Source organism: Streptomyces sp. NPDC001515 (assembly GCF_053597115.1).
The window spans coordinates 1-16,665 of the sequence record NZ_JBSFHN010000042.1; the positions used below are offsets into that span (position 1 = coordinate 1).

The following is a 16,665-nucleotide window of genomic DNA, read 5'->3' on the forward strand; positions in this document are numbered from 1 at the left end:
GGGGTGATTTCCCGTGGGGCGGGGGTGTGGGTCGGCGGGGCGCCCTGTATGGGCGCGGGGGGCCCGCGTCGGGGGGGTGGGCCGGGGGACGCCCGCATGGTGGGACGACGGGGGCGCGAATCCCGGTTCAGCGGCCGGTGAACGCCTTGCCGCGCGGGTCGCGGGCCCTGAGCACCAGGTAGGAGACGCCGAGGAGCAGGGCCCAGAGCGGGGCGCAGTAGAGCGAGATCCTGGCCTCCTCGTCGAGGCCCATCATGACGATCACGACGCCGATGAAGGCGAGGGCGAGGACGCTGGTGTACGGGGCGCCGGGGGTCCGGAACGGGGAGGCCGGCAGGAGGCCGCGGTCGGCGAGGCGGCGGTAGCGGAGCTGGCTGACCAGGATCATGATCCAGGCCCACATGCCGGAGATGGTGGCGAAGGAGACGACGTAGGTGAAGGCCTGGCCGGGCCACTGGTAGTTGATCCAGACGCCGACGAGCATCAGGGCGGCGGAGAAGGTGGTGCCGACGAGGGGGGTGCCGCCGGGGGTCAGCCGGGTGAAGAGGGCGGGGCCCTGTCCGTTGAGCGCGAGACCGCGCAGCATGCGGCCGGTGGAGTACATCCCGGAGTTGCAGGAGGAGAGCGCGGCGGTCAGCACGACGAAGTTGACGATGCCGGCGCCGAGGCCGAGGCCCATCCGCTCGAACGCCTCGACGAACGGGGAGACGTCCGGGGAGAACGCGGTCCAGGGCACCACGGACAGGATCATGACCAGCGCGCCGACGTAGAAGACGGCGATGCGCCACGGCACGGTGTTCACGGCCCGGGGCAGGACGGTCGCCGGATTCTCGGCCTCCCCCGCGGTGACGCCCACGAGTTCGACGGCGAGGAAGGCGAACATGACGATCTGGAGGGTCGTCAGGGTGCCCTTGACGCCGTGCGGGAAGAACCCGCCGTCGGCCCAGAGATGGGTGAGGGAGGCGGTGTCGCCGGCGTCGGAGAATCCGAGGGTCAGGATGCCGACGCAGATGAGGATCATGCCGACGATGGCGGTCACCTTGACCATGGAGAACCAGAATTCGAGTTCTCCGAAGACCTTGACGGAGATCAGGTTCGCGCCGTAGAGCAGAACGGTGAAGGCGAGCGCGGAAACCCATTGCGGGAGCGCGAACCAGAACGTCATGTACTGGGCGGCGGCGGTGACTTCGGTGATTCCGGTGACGACCCAGAAGAGCCAGTAGGTCCAGCCGGTGACGAAGCCGGCGAAGGGGCCGACGAATTCGCGGGCGTACTCGGAGAAGGAGCCCGCGACCGGGCGGTACATGAGGAGTTCGCCCAGGGCCCGCATGATGAGGAAGATCACCACACCGGCCACGGCGTAGGCCAGGACGAGACTGGGTCCGGCCTTGGCGATGGCCTTGCCGGCGCCGAGGAAGAGCCCGGTGCCGATGGCCCCGCCGATGGCGATCATCTGGATCTGGCGGGCGCCGAGGGCTCTGCGGTAGCCCTCGGCGGGCGCGGCGGTGTCCGTGGCGGACGGGGGGTGCGGACCGTCCCGGCCCTGGTCGTCGATCTGCGCCGATGTCATGGGCGTACGCCTTTCTCCACGATGCGGCGAGCAGTATGGAGCGCGCGGCGCGGAAAAAGGCGGATAAAAGGCCCGGTCACGAGAAGAGTGACTTATCAGGTGAGAGGACCGCGTTCCGGCTTGCGGATTCCCGGAAGGCGTGCAGGGCGGGGCGGACTCGCCCGGACCCGGGCTACGGGACGGCCCTTACGGCATCAGCGTCTCGATGAGGGTCTCCTGGAGGCCGCCGAGCCAGAGGTAGGCCATCACCATGGGCTTGCGCGGATCGCTGTCCGGCAGCCGGTAGAGGGAGCCCTCACCGCCGTCGTCCTCGTCGGAGACCTCCAGCCGGGTGCCGATGGTGAGCCGGAGGTCGTTGAGCGAGCCCAGCCAGTGCCGGCAGCCCTCGGCGTCGAGCGTGAGGACGGCGCCGCCCTCCCCGTCCGGGCTCAGCGCGTCCAGCGAACGGACCACGGCGAGGGCGTCCTCGCGCTTGCGGGTGCGCAGGTCGTTCTCGGTAAAGCGGCGGAACTCGGCGGACGCGGCGCGCAGTTCGCTGTCCTCGTCGCCGTACGCCTCGGGGAAGAGGCGGGCGAGGGCCGGATCGGAGGGCGGCTCGCTGGGGCCCTCGGCGAAGAGCGCGGCGAGCGGGTCCTCGCCGTCGGCGGGCGCGTCGCCGGGGCCGATGAGCTCCAGAAGCTGGACGGCGAGGGAGCGCAGGATCGCGATCTCCACCTCGTCGAGCGCGACGGCCGCGCCGCCGCCGGGGGTGGCCTCGAAGTGGCCGGCCATGGGTTGACTCCGATGGTGGTCGGGCGGGTCGGACGGGGCGGTGCGGAGGGTCAGTTGCGGTCCTGGGTGAGCGTGGCCCACAGCCCGTAGCCGTGCATGGCCTGGACGTCGCGCTCCATCTCCTCGCGGCTGCCGCTGGAGACGACGGCGCGGCCCTTCTGGTGGACGTCCAGCATCAGCTTGTGCGCCTTGTCCTTGGAGTAGCCGAAATAGGCCTGGAAGACATAGGTCACGTAGCTCATGAGGTTGACCGGATCGTTGTGGACCAGCGTCACCCAGGGGACGTCGGGCTCGGGGACGACGAGGTTCTCCTCGGCCGACTCGGGACGTTCGATCTCTGCGGGGGCGACGCTCACTCCACCCATGCTGCCACTTCGGGGGGCCCGGCGCACAAACGGCCCCGCGCCGCGCCGGGCCCCCGACCCCCATCTCGTCACTTTGACGAAATAGGGGTAGCATCCCCGGCATGAACTCAGCGGACCTCGGGCGACGGGTCGGTGTGCCGTCGACCGCGCTCTTCACCGACCAGTACGAACTCACGATGGTGCAGGCCGCGCTCAAGGCCGGCACCGCCGACCGGCGCTCGGTCTTCGAGGCGTTCACCCGGCGGCTGCCCGAGGGGCGGCGCTACGGCGTCGTCGCGGGCATCGGCCGGGTGCTGGACGCCGTGGAGAACTTCCACTTCGACGACGAGATGCTCGGCTTCCTGCGCGACCAGGGCATCGTCGACGGGCCGACGCTCGCCTATCTCGCCGACTACCGCTTCGGCGGGGACATCTGGGGCTACCCGGAGGGAGAGGTCTACTTCCCCGGCTCGCCGGTCCTGCGCGTGGAGGGCTCCTTCGCCGAGTGCGTCCTGCTGGAGACGGTGATCCTCTCGATCCTCAACCACGACTCGGCGATCGCCGCGGCGGCCTCGCGCATGTCGGCGGCGGCCGGCGGGCGCGGTCTGATCGAGATGGGGGCCCGGCGCACCCATGAGCTGTCCGCCGTCGCCTCGGCCCGCGCCGCCTACATCGGGGGCTTCGACACCACCTCCGACCTGGCCGCGGGCTTCCGCTACAACATCCCGACGGTCGGGACGAGCGCCCACGCCTTCACCCTGCTCCACGACTGCGAGCGCGACGCGTTCCGGGCCCAGGTGGACTCGCTGGGCCGGGGCACCACGCTGCTGGTCGACACCTACGACGTGGCCACCGCGGTCCGTACGGCGGTCGAGGTGGCGGGCCCGGAGCTGGGCGCGGTCCGCATCGACTCCGGGGACCTGCTGCTGGTCGCCCACCGGGTGCGCCAGCAACTGGACGAGCTGGGGGCGACGGACACCAAGATCGTGGTGACCTCGGACCTGGACGAGTACGCCATCGCCTCGCTGGCCGCCGCGCCGGTGGACGCGTACGGGGTGGGCACCCAACTGGTCACCGGCAGCGGGCACCCCACCTGCTCCATGGTCTACAAGCTGGTGGCCCGCGCGGCCTCGGCCGATCCGGCCGACGAGCTGCGCCCCGTGGCCAAGAAGTCGCTGGGCGCGAAGTCCTCCAAGGGCGGCCGCAAGTGGGCCGCGCGCCGGCTGGACGCGGACGGGGTGGCCGAGGCCGAGGTGATCGGCACCGGCCCGGTGCCCGCCGGACTGGCCGGACGGCAGCTGCTGACCGAGCTGGTCCGGGGCGGCGAGGTGGTCGCCCGCGAGCCGCTGGACGCGGCGCGCGAGCGGCACATCGCCGCGCGGGCGGGGCTGCCGATGTCCGCGATGCAGCTGTCGCGCGGCGAGCCCGTGATCCCCACGGAGTACGTGTAGGAGGCTCCCGGCCCTCCCGCCGGGCCCTCCGAACGGGCGGAGCGGGGCGTTCCCCTCCCGAAGCCGTACCGGAGTCCCTAGGCTCGATGCCACCCCCTGTCACCGCCGTCCCCCTTCCCTCCCCCACCGAAGGACACCCGTCATGCACCGCGCCTTGATCGTCGTGGACGTCCAGAACGACTTCTGCGAGGGCGGGAGCCTCGCGGTGGCGGGGGGCGCCGATGTCGCCGCCGCCATCACCGATCTGATCGGAGAGGCCCAGCCCGGGTACCGGCACGTGGTGGCCACCCGTGACCACCACATCGATCCCGGTGACCACTTCTCGGCCTCACCGGACTTCGAGCACTCCTGGCCGGCACACTGCGTCGCCGGTACGGAAGGGGTGGGCTTCCACCCCAATTTCGCCCCCGCGGTCGCCTCCGGGGCGATCGACGCCGTCTTCGACAAGGGCGCCCACGCCGCCGCGTACAGCGGTTTCGAGGGTCTCGACGAGAACGGCGTGGGGCTGGCGCAGTGGCTGCGCGCGCACGAGGTCACCGAGGTCGACGTCGTCGGCATCGCGACCGACCACTGTGTGCGGGCGACCGCGCTGGACGCCGTCCGCGAGGGCTTCGGCACGCATGTGCTGCTGGAGCTGACGGCCGGGGTCGCGGAGGCGACGACGGAGCGGGCGCTGGCCGAGCTGCGGGAGGCGGGCGTGGTGCTCACCGGCAAGCCGGTGGTCTGAGCCCGCCTCCGGGCGCCGCGCGGGACGGCCGGGCCTTCAGGCCCGCGAAGCCGGCAGGGCGGGCCGCAGCAGCGCCCGTATCGGGTGCCAGAGCTCCTGGGCCCGCTCGGGTCTCGCGCGCCACAGGAGCCCGTCGGGGTGGTGCAGGACGGCCGTGATCTCGTCCGGGGTGGGCGGCTCGGCGTTGCCGCGGAGATAGACGGCGCGCAGCCCCAGATTGCGCAGCCGGGTCAGGGCGCGGGCCCGGTTGGCCGCGTGCACCAGGACGCGCACCGGGGTGTCCGGTCCGGCGCCGCCCGCCGGACGGGGCAGGGTGATCGCGACGACCACGCTCCCGTTCGGCAACTTGCTGAATCCTCCGCCTGCCATGCTCCGCGCTCCCCCGTGAGACATCGTGTCAATAAGAAGATGGACAAGAGGCACCTAAACACGATCGGCCGCCGCCCGCTAGAGGGCGACGGCCGATCATGGTGTGACCTGCGGTTTTACCGGATTACTTGTGCGAGGGTCCCACCTGGACGATCATCTGCGAGCCGTCGAGCGGCTCACTGAGGATCGCGATCCGGGTGTTGGTGTCAGCGACCTGCACGCTTCCGGTCTTGTTCTCCTTGTACCAGTAGGTGCCCTTGTGGTCGTCGAAGACCGGGACGCCGAGCTGCGGCCGGATCTTCGTGGCCACGTCACCGTTGTGCAGCGTGAAGCCGTCGGTGGGGTACCAGCTGAACGGAGCGTCGAAGGGCTGGATCTTGTTGCGGATGACCGAGCCGTCCGCCCACTTCAGCGGCTTGGCGTGCGCGTCGATCGGCAGGATCAGGCCCTGGCCCGGGTGGACCGAGACGTTGTTGTCCTTCTGCGAGCCGTCCCACAGCCAGATCATCAGGCCGTTCTGGTACGGGTAGTGCTCGACCCAGTCCGGACGGGTGTTGGAGAAGCCGAAGTTGTACGGGCCGACCTTGAGGGTCTGGTCGTACGAGACGTACTGGCGGTTCTCCGCGATGTAGCGCTGCGGGTAGTCCTTGGTGAAGGAGGCACCGACGCGCGAGAAGCCCTTGGCGGTCCAGCCGTTGTCGTCGCCCTCGGCGTTGTCCGAGAACAGCGTCGCGCCGTCCGCGGTGACCGAGATGGTGTCGGCCGCGAAGCCCACACCGCCCGCGCCGCCGTCGGTGGTGTAGCGGAAGCGGATGTCGATCTTCTTGCCCGCGTAGGCGTCGAGCGGGAACGACAGCTTCTGGTACGCGCCGGAGACGTCGGTCAGGGCCGGCTTGTCACTGGCGTCGCGCGGGAGGGCCTTGCCGTCGGCGGTGCCGTCGATCACGGTCCAGCTCGTGCCGCCGTTGTCCGACACCTCGGTGTAGAGGTAGTCGTAGTCCTTCTCGATGTCCCACCAGCCGGCGAGGTCGAGCGTGGCCTTGGCCTTGCCGGTCAGGTCGACCGGACGCGACAGGGTGTTGTTCAGGTTGTCACCCATGTCGCTCCACCACTGCTTCGCACCCTCGGCGGGCTTCGTGACAGCGGTGGTGACGGCCTTGTCGGGCAGCGTGACGACGAGCGCCTGCTTGTCCTTGGTGTTGTACTCGGACACGCCCAGCTTGTGGGTCGACCTCGTCGCGGCCTTGGCCTCGGCGTAGTTCAGCCAGCCCAGCTGGAGCTTGTCCCAGGCGGTCATGTCGCCCGGCATGTCGCCGATGCTGCCCTTGCCGGTGCCGAGCCAGGAGCCCGCCGACATCAGCGACCAGAAACCGACCGAGTTCTCGGCGGTGTTGGTCGTGTCGTACAGGTCCGGCAGACCGAGGTCGTGGGCGTACTCGTGGGCGAAGACACCCAGCCCGCCGTTCTCGGGCTGCGCGGTGTAGTCACCGACCCAGATGCCGGTGTCACCGATCTGGGTGCCGCCGGCCTTGTTCTCCTCCGGGCCGGTCGCGCCCACGTTGGTGCCGTAGGCGTACCAGCGGTGCGCCCAGATGGCGTTGGTGCCCTCGGCACCGCCGCCCGCCGACTCGTCCTCGCCCGCGTGCACGATCTGGAAGTGATCGATGTAGCCGTCGGGCTCGTTGAAGTCGCCGTCGTTGTCGTAGTCGTAGCGGTCCCACTGGTCGTACTGGGCCAGATCGGTCTTGATCTGCTCCGGCGTACGTCCCTTGGCCTTCTGGTCCTCGGCCCACGCGTTCACGCCGTCGCGGATCATGTCCCAGGCGTTGGCGCAGTTGGTCGAACCGCAGTAGTTCGAGCCGTAGCGGGCCTCGTTGTACGGGACCTTGACCCAGTCGGAGACCTCGCCGTCGACCGAGTAGCGCCCGGAGGACGTCTTCTCGTAGTACGTCTTGAGCGAGTTGGTGCCGGAGCCCGTGCCGAAGTACAGCTCCTGGAAGTGGGCCTGGTTGTAATCGGCCTGCCAGGCGGTGCTGTTGTCCTTCTTGGGGTCCGGCTTGGCTATCGTGTTGTGGGCCGGGCCGGGCGTGCCGCCGTACTTCTTGACCGGGGGCTTGGGGCCGTCGCCGTCCGGGTCGTACATGGTCGTGTTGTCGACCTTGTCGCCGAACTCCACCAGGATGGTGAAGATCTTGTCGGTCTTCTCACGACCGAGCTCGACGTACTTCTTGTCGTCGAGCTTGACGACCTGGGAGGCGCCCCGCTTGGTCGCCTTCTTGTCGCCGTCCAGGACCTGCTCCAGGGCGGCCTGACGCTGCGCGTCCTGCTGCTTGCTGAACGGGCCTGCCAGGTCGTGTGCGTTGCCCTTGGCCGACCCCGGGTCGCGGCGGTCGATGGCGGTGGGGGCACTTGACGCCTGGTCATCCGCCTGCGCGGTGGCGAAGGCCGACGCGGTGGCGGCGGTCGCGGCCATGGCCACGACAACCGCTCCGGTGCGAAGCGCCCGTCTCTTAATGATCACGTGATGCAGTCCTCCCCGGCGCCCGCGGCTGCGGCCTGGAGGTGTGTAGGGGCCGCGCGCGGATACGCGTCACAAGTGACGCTATTCGACCGGAGTTACAGAAGAAAAGACAGACCTTGACTTGGACAGACCAATTGCACTATGCAGGAGATCATTTCCGGTATCCGGACGGACTCGCCGTCCAACCGGCGCGCCTGGCCCGCCAATCAGCGCATGATATGACTCCATGCGCCCCCCGTGCACCGGTACCGTGGGTTAGGTCACGCTTACTACGTGTTCCCCTCGGGCATGCACCGTCGTAGAGTCCTTGACAGCGAGACCGTGTCGAGCGACCGCCCATCCGACGTCCCGAGGACGGATACCGTCATGCCGCGACCGACTGCCGCACAGCTCTTATCCGGTTCGGTGACCGTGGTCTTCTCCACCCTCGCCATGCTGCTGCTGTCCGGGGCCACTTCGGGCACCGGCATCGCCCTCATCGGTACGGCCGCGCTCGTGCTCGGTCTGCTGGTGGCCGTCGCCGTACCCCTCCGGACCCGCCGGCGCACGGCGAACGCGGCGGACACCCGCCTCGCGGTGCCCCTGCCCTCCGCCGCCGGGGGCCACTCCCCCGACCGCGTGCAGAGCACCGTCCCGGCCGCCCGCGCCGCCGCCCGCCGCGTGGGCGAGCACTCGCTGCGGCACTGACCGGCCCGGACGGACCCGGCCGGTCGCGCGGCCGGGCACCCCGTCAGGTGGTGACCACCACCACGGTCTTGGCCGCCTTGTCCTGGAGCGCCTGCTTGTACGGCTTGTCCGTGAACATCAGCACGATGTTGATGAGCCACCACAGGCACGGGCAGCACAACAGCGCCGGCAGCCACAGCACCACGGCCCGCAGGAACGCGCTCCCGGTGTCCGGCACCCGGCCGTCGTTGAGCATCGCCACCCGCAGCTTCAGCAGCCGCTTGCCGAGGGTGCGGCCGTCCTTGTGGGTGAAGTACGTGTCGTACGCGACGTAGACCACCAGCCCGATCAGCGACCAGAGCAACTGGTGGCCGCTGTAGGTCTGGGTGAAGACCTCGCTCACGTCGTCGTTCCCGTTGCTGTCCGAGACCTCCACCGCACCGCCCCAGGGCAGCGAGATCAGATACAGCGGGATCGAGATGATCAGGAAGTCGATCAGCCGGGCCAGGATCCGCTTGCCGGGTTCGGCCAGCGGCGGCATGCCCGCCAGCGGATCCGCCCCGCCATACGGACCGCCGCCCTGGCCGGGGCCGTACGGCGGCGGGGGCGGCACGTTGTCGTAGGGCGAGCCCGACGACGGCGGGGGGTCATGGGGCTTCTTGAGGAACGGGTCCTCCTCGGGCGGCTGACCGGACGTCGGCTGATCGTTGCTCATGGGGGCAGTGCACCCCGCCGCACCCTCCCCCGCAACGCCTCAGGTGCGTTCGGGGGACCCGCCGGCACCGGGGGGCCCACCCCGGACCGGGCCGACTCGCCCCCGCTCAGCCCGCCACGAAGGTGCGGGCTGCCTTGTCGTGCCAGCACTGGCGCCACGGCCGGTCGAACACGCACCAGACGACGTTCACCACGCCGATCGCCAGCAGGCCCAGCACCCCGTAGACCAGCCAGCGGCGCGTGGCCGCGCCGAAGCCCGGGGTGTCCTGGGACTCGATGTCCCGGACGTCGAGTCCGCAGAGCCGCTTGCCGAGCGTGCGGCCCCACCTGGCGGTCGGCAGGACCTCCAGCAGGAAGCCCGCCACCAGGAAGACGGCGAGGAGCACACCGCCCAGGGCCCCGGTGGTGGAGTCCAGCAGCCAGACCGTGACGGTCTCCCCGCTCAGCTTGGCCGCGTCGATCTTGGTCTCGATGTGGTCGGCGGCCCGGGTCGCGAGCGGTACGGCGGCGGCGCCGACGACCGCGCCGAGCACCACCGCGTCGATGAGCCGGGCCGCGAACCGCTTGCCCAGCGCCGCCGGCCGGCCCGCCGCGCGGGCCGCCGCCATCTGCTGGAACGGGTCGTCGACCGGCGGCTTCCACGGCACCACCGGCTGCTCGGACCCCGGCTGCGGCGGCGTCCCGGGCCCGACCGGGCCCGACTGCTGCGGGAACGCGGGCTGGTGATGCCGCACCGGGGGCTGCGGCTGCTGCGGGGCGACCGGTTCGGGCCGGGCCCGCCCGTCGACCTGATGCGCCCAGGAACCGGCCGCCGCGGGATCCGGCCCGGCCGGGGCGGGCGCCGCCTGCGGAGTCGGCGCGCCCTGCGGGATCTGCGGAGCCGGCGTGGCGTGCGGGGCGGGCGTGGCCTGCGGGGCGGCGGGTTCGGCCGGAGGGGCGGCGCGGTTGAGGGCCCGGATCGCCATCGTGCCCTCGGTGGACGGGGTCTGCGGGCCGAGCGCGCGGATCGTGACCGTGCCCTCGGCGGGCGGCTTCGGGACGTCGGACGCGGGGCCGGGGCGGCCCGGACGCACCGCCCTGATGGCGACCGTGTGCTCGGGCGCGTCGCCGGAGGCACCGTCACCCGCCGCGCGCGGCCCGCCGGCCGGGGGCGCGGCCTGGGCGGGCACCCGCGGATCGGCGGGGGCGCGGTCCGCAGGGGCGGCGTCCGGGGGCGCGGCGGGCGACGAGCCGGCGGGGAGGGCGCGGGCGGCACGGGCCGGGCCGAGCGCCGGGCGGGCGTCGGCGGGGGCCGGGGCGGCGCCGGCGGGGCCCGCTTCGGGGCGGCCGCCCCAGGAGACCCGGCGGTCGTGGTCGCCGCCGAAGCCGGACTGCCGGGAGGCGTCGGCCTGCCAGGCGGTGGCGGGTTCGGGGCGGTTGCCCTCCGGCTCCTCGTCGAAGAAGACCGGCCCGGTCTCCTCGACCGCCGCGGGCGCGGGGGCGGGAGCGGGGGCCGGGGCGGGCGGCTCACCGGCGGGGGCGGCGGGCATGGGCTCGCCCTGGCGCGGGGCGGGGCGGCTGGTGCCGGGCACCCAGGAGGCGCCGTTCCAGTACCGGACGTATCCGGGAATGGACGGGTCGGGGTAGTACCCCTCGCGGGGGGTGTCGTCACCGGGTGCCGGGGTTGGGGCGCTCATCACCGTGGTCCCGTATCTCTTCGAGGTGTTGGACCGGCCGCCCGGTCCTCATACATAGGGTCCACATCTACCAGACACCCGCCTCCCACCGGGCGGGTCCCGGGGTTTGGGCCCCTTTCCGGGCACCCCGAAATATTTTTCCCGAAGTCGCGTAATGGATGACGGGGAGGGCGCTCTCTCCCTGTGCGGGCGGTCGTGGGACCGGCCCACAGGCACCGAAAGGACGCACCTGATGAACACCGTCGTGGAACGTGAGCTGGAGCTCAAGCTGGTTCTGTCGCCGGAGCGCAGCATCCCCGTACCGGCCCGGCTCTCGTACCGGACCGAGGACCCGTACGCCGTGCACATCACCTTCCACATCGGCTCGGACGCCCCCGTGCACTGGACGTTCGCCCGCGATCTGCTGGTCGAGGGGGTGTTCCGGCCGTGCGGGCACGGGGACGTGCGGATCTGGCCCACCAAGATCGACCGGCGCAGCGTCATCTGTGTGGCGCTGACCTCGCCCGACGGCAACGCCCTGCTGGAGGTGCCGTCGGCGGCCGTGGCCGCGTGGGTGGAGCGGACGCTGCGGATCGTGCCGCCGGGGACGGAGGCCGGCCGGCTCGGGATCGACGACGCGCTGGCCGAGCTCCTCGCCCCGCTGCCCGCCGACGACCTGTGGATGAGCGACCCCTGGCCGTCGGACGAGTCGCAGGACGGGGAAGGGTGAGCGGGACGGATGCCGGATGGCGGGGCGCGGCCGGGGCCGGTGGCCCCGGGGCCCGCTCTCGGGGCCTGTCCGGCCCATTCCGTCGTCGCCCGTGGGGCGGCCCCGCGGCGTCAGAAGACCTTGCCCGGGTTGAGGAGGCCGAGCGGGTCGAAGGCGTGCTTGATGCCCCGGTGCAGTTCGACGGCGGTGTCGCCGAGTTCTCGGGCCAGCCACTCCTTCTTGAGGACGCCCACGCCGTGTTCGCCGGTGATGGTGCCGCCCAGCTCCAGGCCGAGCGCCATGATCGCGTCGAAGGACTCGCGGGCCCGCCGGGACTCGTCGGGATCGGTGTGGTCGAAGCAGACGACGGGGTGGGTGTTGCCGTCGCCCGCGTGCGCGCAGACACCGATGGTGAGGCCGTACTTCTCGGCGATGGCGGCGGTGCCCTCCAGCATGGCGCCGAGCTTCGAGCGCGGGACGCACACGTCGTCGATCATCGTGGCCGAGCTGACGGTCTCCAGGGCGGGGAGCGACATCCGGCGGGCCTGGAGCAGCAGTTCGGACTCGGCGGTGTCCTCGGCGGGGACGACCTCGGTGGCCCCGGCGGCCGTGCACAGCGCGGCGACGGCGGCCAGGTCGGCGGAGGGGTCGGGGGTGTCGAAGGCGGCGAGCAGCAGCGCCTCCGTGGTCTCGGGGAGTCCCATCCGCGCCAGCCGGTTGACGGCCTGGACCGTTGTACGGTCCATCAGTTCGAGGAGTGACGGGGTGTGGCCGTCCTCCATGATCCGGCAGACGGCGTCGCAGGCGCTCGCCGCACTGGGGAACTCGGCGGCCAGGACGAGCTGCCGGGGCGGTCGCGGCTTGAGCGCGAGCACGGCTTTCACGACGATGCCCAGACTGCCCTCGGAGCCGACGAAGAGCCGGGTCAGGTCGAATCCGGCGACGCCCTTGGCGGTGCGGCGGCCGGTGCTGAGGAGGCGTCCGTCGGCGAGGACGACATCGAGTCCGAGGACGTATTCGGCGGTGACCCCGTACTTCACGCAGCACAGACCGCCGGACGCGGTGCCGATGTTGCCGCCGATGGTGCACGTCTCCCAGCTGGAGGGGTCCGGCGGGTAGGACAGGCCCCGGTCCTCGACGGCCCGGGAGAGCACGGCGTTGACGACCCCCGGTTCGACGACGGCGACGCGGTCGACGGTGTCGATCTCCAGGATCCGGTCCATCTTGACCAGGGAGAGCACGATGCAGCCGTCGGTGGCGTTGGCGGCGCCGGACAGGCCGGTGCGGGCACCCTGGGGGACGACGGGGACGCGCAGGGCCGTGGCGGTGCGCATGATGTGCTGGACCTGCTCGACGGTGCGCGGCAGCGCGACGACGGCCGGGGTGCCGGCCTCGCAGAAGCTCGCCATGTCGTGGGCGTAGGACGCGGTGACGTCCGGGTCGGTGATCAGGGCTTCGGCCGGCAGGCCCGCGCGCAGCAGTTCGAGAAGATCGTCCATGATCCAAGACTGGCATCCGGGCCCATTGGTGTGAACCCGTCGGCGGTGCCCATCGCAAGGCGCGGTGTGCTCTTCGTACTGACGCAGAGTGATCGGCATGGACGTCACGCCACAGCAGCCGCCCGCGGCCCCCGGACCGGACCACTCCGCGCGCGCCACCAGCGATCCGCCGTACGACCCCGTGGGGCACCTCCCGCACGACCCCGGCGACCTCGCCGATCCGCCGCCGGTCTCGCTGCGCACCACGCTGCGCAGGGCCGCGTTCGGTGTGGTGGCGGGGGCGGTGCTGGTGACGGGGGCGGTGGTCGCGGTGCCCGACGAGGACGGGGACGCGCCCGCGGTGCCGGGCCCGGTCGCGCGGGCGATGGGCGCGACGGCGGCGGGCTCCCCCGCCTCGCTCGCGGATCTGAAGGCCCTGATCGCGGACCGGCGGTCGTGGGTGGGGACGCATCCCTCGGACGCGGCGTCCTGGGCGGTGCTCGGCACGGCGTACGTGGGGTGGGGGCGGCGGGCCGCCGATCCGGGGTCCTTCGCCCGCGCCGAGGAGGCGCTGAAGCGGTCCCTGTCCGTGCGGCCGGGCGAGGACGGCAACGAGGCGGCCTGGGTGGGCCTGGCCGCGCTGGCCAACGCCCGCCGGGACTTCGTGACGGCGAAGAAGTGGGGCGAGGCGGTCCGGGCCCGGCGGCCCAAGGAGTGGACCGTCTATCCGGAACTGATCGACGCCTACAACGGCCTGGGCGAGTACACCTCCGCGACCAAGGCGGCCGAGAGGTACGCGGAGCTGCGCTCGGGCGTGCCCGCGCTGGGGCGGACGGCCGACATGTACCGGGTGCGGGGCTGGCGCGAGGACGCCCTGGCCACCGCGCAGGACGCGGCGGGCCGGGCGAAGACCCCGGCGGAGAAGGCGGCGTGCCTGTCCCGGCTGGGCGATCTGGCGTGGGAGCGCGGCGAGCCCGAGGAGGCGGTGGCGCAGTACGGCGCGGCCCTGCGCACCGATGCCGCGCACCGTCCCGCGCTGGCCGGACGGGCCCGCGCGCTGGCGGCGCTGGGCCGCACCGACGAGGCCCAGCGCGACTACCAGGCCGCGCTGCGCGGGGCGCCGAGCCCGGAGTACCTGCTGGAGCTGGGCGAGTTGTACGAGTCGCTGGGGCTGGACGGCGATTCGGTCAACCAGTACACCCGGCTCCGTACGGCGCTGGCGAAGGCGGAGAAGCAGGGCGTCGACGTGTCCCTGCAGCTCGGCCGTTTCGAGGCGGCGCACGGCGACGCCTCGGCGGCGGTGGACCTGCTGCGGGCGGAATGGGACCGGGGCCACCACAGCGCGGAGGTGGCCGACGCGCTGGGCTGGGCGCTCCAGCGTGCGGGCGACCCGGAAGGGGCGCTGGAATACGCGCGGCGGGCGGTGGACTCGGGCGGGCGGAACGCCTCGTTCTCGTACCACCTGGGCATGGTCCAGCGGGCGTTGAACGATGTCGGTCCGGCGCGCCGCCATCTGGAGGAGGCGCTGCGCACCAATCCGCACTTCTCGCCGCTGGACGCGCCCCGGGCGCGGGAGGCGCTGGACACGCTGGGGCAGCCTCCGGCGGGCGGTCCGGGCGAGGCCCCGGCGGCGCCGGCGGCCCCGGTGGCGCCCGATCCGCAGCCGGCGGTGCCTCCCTCGTCGGCGCCACGGGAGGACGCGCCCGACCCGGCGGCGCCGGCCGTGGAGGCCCCGCAGGCACCGGGCGAGGCTCCGGCCCCGGCGGCGGGCGCGCCGGGGCAGCGGGCCGGAACGGGTGCGCCGACGCCCACCGCCCCACCGGCGGCCACCGCTTCACCGGCGGGCCGCTGACCCGATCCCCACCCCCACGCCCGACGGGCGGGCCGGAGATCCGGCCCGCCCGTCGTCGCTCCCCCGCTGATCCGGGGATCAGAGGTTGCCGCGCTTCTCCTGCTCGCGCTCGATCGCCTCGAACAGGGCCTTGAAGTTGCCCTTGCCGAAGCCCATCGAGCCGTGGCGCTCGATCATCTCGAAGAAGACGGTCGGCCGGTCCTGGACCGGCTTGGTGAAGATCTGGAGCAGATAGCCGTCCTCGTCGCGGTCGACGAGGATCTTCAGCTCGCGCAGGGTCTCCACGGGCACCCGGGTCTCGCCGGCCCACTCGCCGAGGGTGTCGTAGTAGGAGTCCGGGGTGTCGAGGAACTGCACACCGGCGGCGCGCATGGCCTTGACCGAGGCGACGATGTCGTTGGTGGCGAGTGCCATGTGCTGGACGCCGGCGGTGCCGTAGAACTCCAGGTACTCGTCGATCTGGGACTTCTTCTTGGCGATCGCCGGCTCGTTGATCGGGAACTTGACCTTGAGCGTGCCGTCCGCGACGACCTTCGACATCAGGGCGCTGTACTCGGTCGCGATGTCGTCGCCCACGAACTCCTTCATGTTCGTGAAGCCCATGACCTTGTTGTAGAAGGCCACCCACTCGTTCATCTTCCCGAGTTCCACGTTGCCGACGCAGTGGTCGATGGCCTGGAAGAAGCGCTTGGCCGGGGGCTCGACGATCGGGTCGGCGGCGACGTAGCCGGGGAGGTAGGGGCCGTCGTAACCGGTGCGCTCGACGAGGGTGTGGCGGGTCTTGCCGTACGTGGCGATGGCGGCGCGCACGACGGTGCCGTGCTCGTCCTTCGTCTCGTAGGGCTCCTCGATGCCGGTGGCGCCGTGCTCGACGGCGTAGGCGTACGCGGCGCGCGCGTCGGGGACCTCGATGGCCAGGTCGACGACGCCGTCGCCGTGCGCCGCGACGTGGTCCTCCAGGAAGTGGCCCCAGTCGGTGGACGCCTTGACGACCGAGGTGAGGACGAAGCGGGCGGAGCCGCTGGTGAGCACGTAGCTCGCGGTCTCGCGGCTGCCGGTCTCCGGTCCGGAGTAGGCGACCAGCTTCATGCCGAAGGCCGTCGAGTAGTAGTGCGCGGCCTGCTTGGCGTTGCCGACGGCGAAGACGACGGCGTCCATTCCCTTGACCGGGAAGGGGTCGGCCTGCCGGACGGTGTCGGGGGTGCTGTGCATCGTCTCAGTCATGTCTGAAGGTTCCCGCCGCTCCGCAAGGTGCGCAACACTTTGTGAAATCGCTGGTCATGTTGACTAGCACATGCCCAGGATGGGCGGGCTATCTGTACATGATGACCATCACAGTGCACCTCGGAGGGACCCATGGCGATCGATCATCTGGACGGCCGGCTCATCGTGCTGCTGGCCCGTGAACCCAGGATCGGTGTCCTGGAGGCGTCGCGCAGGCTGGGCGTGGCGCGCGGGACCGTGCAGGCGCGACTGGACCGCCTTCAGTCGAATGGCGTCATCCGGGGTTTCGGCCCGGACGTGGACCCGGCGGCGCTCGGCTATCCGGTCACCGCGTTCGCGACGCTGGAGATCAAGCAGGGCCAAGGCGCCGACGTACGGGCGCACTTGAGGGGTGTACCGGAGGTGCTGGAGCTGCACACCACCACCGGCCACGGCGACATGCTCTGTCGGCTGGTGGCCCGTTCCAACGCCGATCTCCAGCGGGTGATCGACCGGGTTGTCGGATTTGATGGCATCGTCCGGGCCTCCACGGCCATCGTCATGGAGAACCCGGTCCCCCTGCGCGTCATCCCGCTCGTGGAACAGGCGGCGCAGGACACCGACTGAGCCGAGGA

The 16,665-nt window shown here is 71.8% G+C and carries 15 protein-coding genes; 6 read left to right on the forward strand and 9 right to left on the reverse strand.

Going from position 1 to position 16,665, the window contains the following annotated elements; translation table 11 throughout:
* Positions 1-127: 127 nt before the first annotated feature.
* The 3 genes from ACWCXC_RS32575 to clpS form a co-directional block, all read right to left on the reverse strand.
* The gene (locus ACWCXC_RS32575) at positions 128-1,570 is read right to left on the reverse strand and encodes an amino acid permease (RefSeq protein ID WP_450682896.1); all 1,443 of its coding nucleotides are present in this window, start codon (positions 1,568-1,570) and stop codon (positions 128-130) included.
* A 186-nt stretch (positions 1,571-1,756) separates the two neighbouring features.
* The gene (locus tag ACWCXC_RS32580) at positions 1,757-2,341 is read right to left on the reverse strand and encodes a DUF2017 domain-containing protein (RefSeq protein WP_450682897.1); all 585 of its coding nucleotides are present in this window, start codon (positions 2,339-2,341) and stop codon (positions 1,757-1,759) included.
* A gap of 50 nt (positions 2,342-2,391) precedes the next feature.
* Entirely contained in the window at positions 2,392-2,706 is a 315-nt protein-coding gene (clpS, locus tag ACWCXC_RS32585; RefSeq protein ID WP_383640798.1) for an ATP-dependent Clp protease adapter ClpS, read from the reverse strand.
* 101 nt (positions 2,707-2,807) lie between these two features.
* Here clpS and ACWCXC_RS32590 point away from each other — a divergent pair, with 101 nt between their 5' ends.
* Positions 2,808-4,136, forward strand: coding sequence for a nicotinate phosphoribosyltransferase (locus ACWCXC_RS32590; protein ID WP_450682898.1), 1,329 nt, complete (start codon positions 2,808-2,810; stop codon positions 4,134-4,136).
* Between the two features lie 142 nt (positions 4,137-4,278).
* The gene (locus tag ACWCXC_RS32595) at positions 4,279-4,863 is read left to right on the forward strand and encodes an isochorismatase family protein (protein ID WP_450682899.1); all 585 of its coding nucleotides are present in this window, start codon (positions 4,279-4,281) and stop codon (positions 4,861-4,863) included.
* Between the two features lie 36 nt (positions 4,864-4,899).
* Here the strand turns inward: ACWCXC_RS32595 and ACWCXC_RS32600 are convergent, their stop codons facing one another.
* Positions 4,900-5,232, reverse strand: a complete 333-nt coding sequence (locus tag ACWCXC_RS32600; protein ID WP_450682900.1) for a hypothetical protein — start codon at positions 5,230-5,232, stop codon at positions 4,900-4,902.
* A 124-nt stretch (positions 5,233-5,356) separates the two neighbouring features.
* Positions 5,357-7,753 (reverse strand): immune inhibitor A domain-containing protein, encoded by a 2,397-nt coding sequence (locus ACWCXC_RS32605; protein WP_450891380.1) that lies wholly within the window; start codon positions 7,751-7,753, stop codon positions 5,357-5,359.
* Between the two features lie 366 nt (positions 7,754-8,119).
* Between ACWCXC_RS32605 and ACWCXC_RS32610 the strand changes: the two genes are divergently transcribed.
* Complete coding sequence (locus ACWCXC_RS32610; protein WP_450891381.1) at positions 8,120-8,440, forward strand: hypothetical protein; 321 nt, start codon at positions 8,120-8,122, stop codon at positions 8,438-8,440.
* Between the two features lie 43 nt (positions 8,441-8,483).
* Here ACWCXC_RS32610 and ACWCXC_RS32615 read toward each other — a convergent pair whose 3' ends face one another.
* Together ACWCXC_RS32615 and ACWCXC_RS32620 are read right to left on the reverse strand one after the other, a co-directional pair.
* Positions 8,484-9,134 (reverse strand): RDD family protein, encoded by a 651-nt coding sequence (locus ACWCXC_RS32615; protein ID WP_450891382.1) that lies wholly within the window; start codon positions 9,132-9,134, stop codon positions 8,484-8,486.
* 106 nt (positions 9,135-9,240) lie between these two features.
* On the reverse strand, positions 9,241-10,809 hold the full coding sequence (locus ACWCXC_RS32620; protein WP_450891383.1) for an RDD family protein: 1,569 nt from the start codon (positions 10,807-10,809) through the stop codon (positions 9,241-9,243).
* A 232-nt stretch (positions 10,810-11,041) separates the two neighbouring features.
* Here ACWCXC_RS32620 and ACWCXC_RS32625 point away from each other — a divergent pair, with 232 nt between their 5' ends.
* Positions 11,042-11,518: an SsgA family sporulation/cell division regulator gene (locus ACWCXC_RS32625; protein ID WP_383640819.1), complete on the forward strand. Its 477-nt coding sequence runs from the start codon at positions 11,042-11,044 to the stop codon at positions 11,516-11,518.
* A gap of 110 nt (positions 11,519-11,628) precedes the next feature.
* Here the strand turns inward: ACWCXC_RS32625 and ACWCXC_RS32630 are convergent, their stop codons facing one another.
* Positions 11,629-12,996, reverse strand: a complete 1,368-nt coding sequence (locus tag ACWCXC_RS32630; RefSeq protein ID WP_450682905.1) for an FAD-binding oxidoreductase — start codon at positions 12,994-12,996, stop codon at positions 11,629-11,631.
* 97 nt (positions 12,997-13,093) lie between these two features.
* Between ACWCXC_RS32630 and ACWCXC_RS32635 the strand changes: the two genes are divergently transcribed.
* Positions 13,094-14,827, forward strand: a complete 1,734-nt coding sequence (locus ACWCXC_RS32635) for a tetratricopeptide repeat protein (RefSeq protein ID WP_450891384.1) — start codon at positions 13,094-13,096, stop codon at positions 14,825-14,827.
* A 78-nt stretch (positions 14,828-14,905) separates the two neighbouring features.
* Here ACWCXC_RS32635 and hppD read toward each other — a convergent pair whose 3' ends face one another.
* Positions 14,906-16,051: a 4-hydroxyphenylpyruvate dioxygenase gene (gene hppD / locus ACWCXC_RS32640; RefSeq protein WP_450682907.1), complete on the reverse strand. Its 1,146-nt coding sequence runs from the start codon at positions 16,049-16,051 to the stop codon at positions 14,906-14,908.
* A gap of 132 nt (positions 16,052-16,183) precedes the next feature.
* On the opposite strand from hppD, the gene ACWCXC_RS32645 reads away from it, so the two are divergent.
* Positions 16,184-16,657, forward strand: coding sequence for an Lrp/AsnC family transcriptional regulator (locus ACWCXC_RS32645; protein ID WP_383640836.1), 474 nt, complete (start codon positions 16,184-16,186; stop codon positions 16,655-16,657).
* Positions 16,658-16,665: the final 8 nt, after the last annotated feature.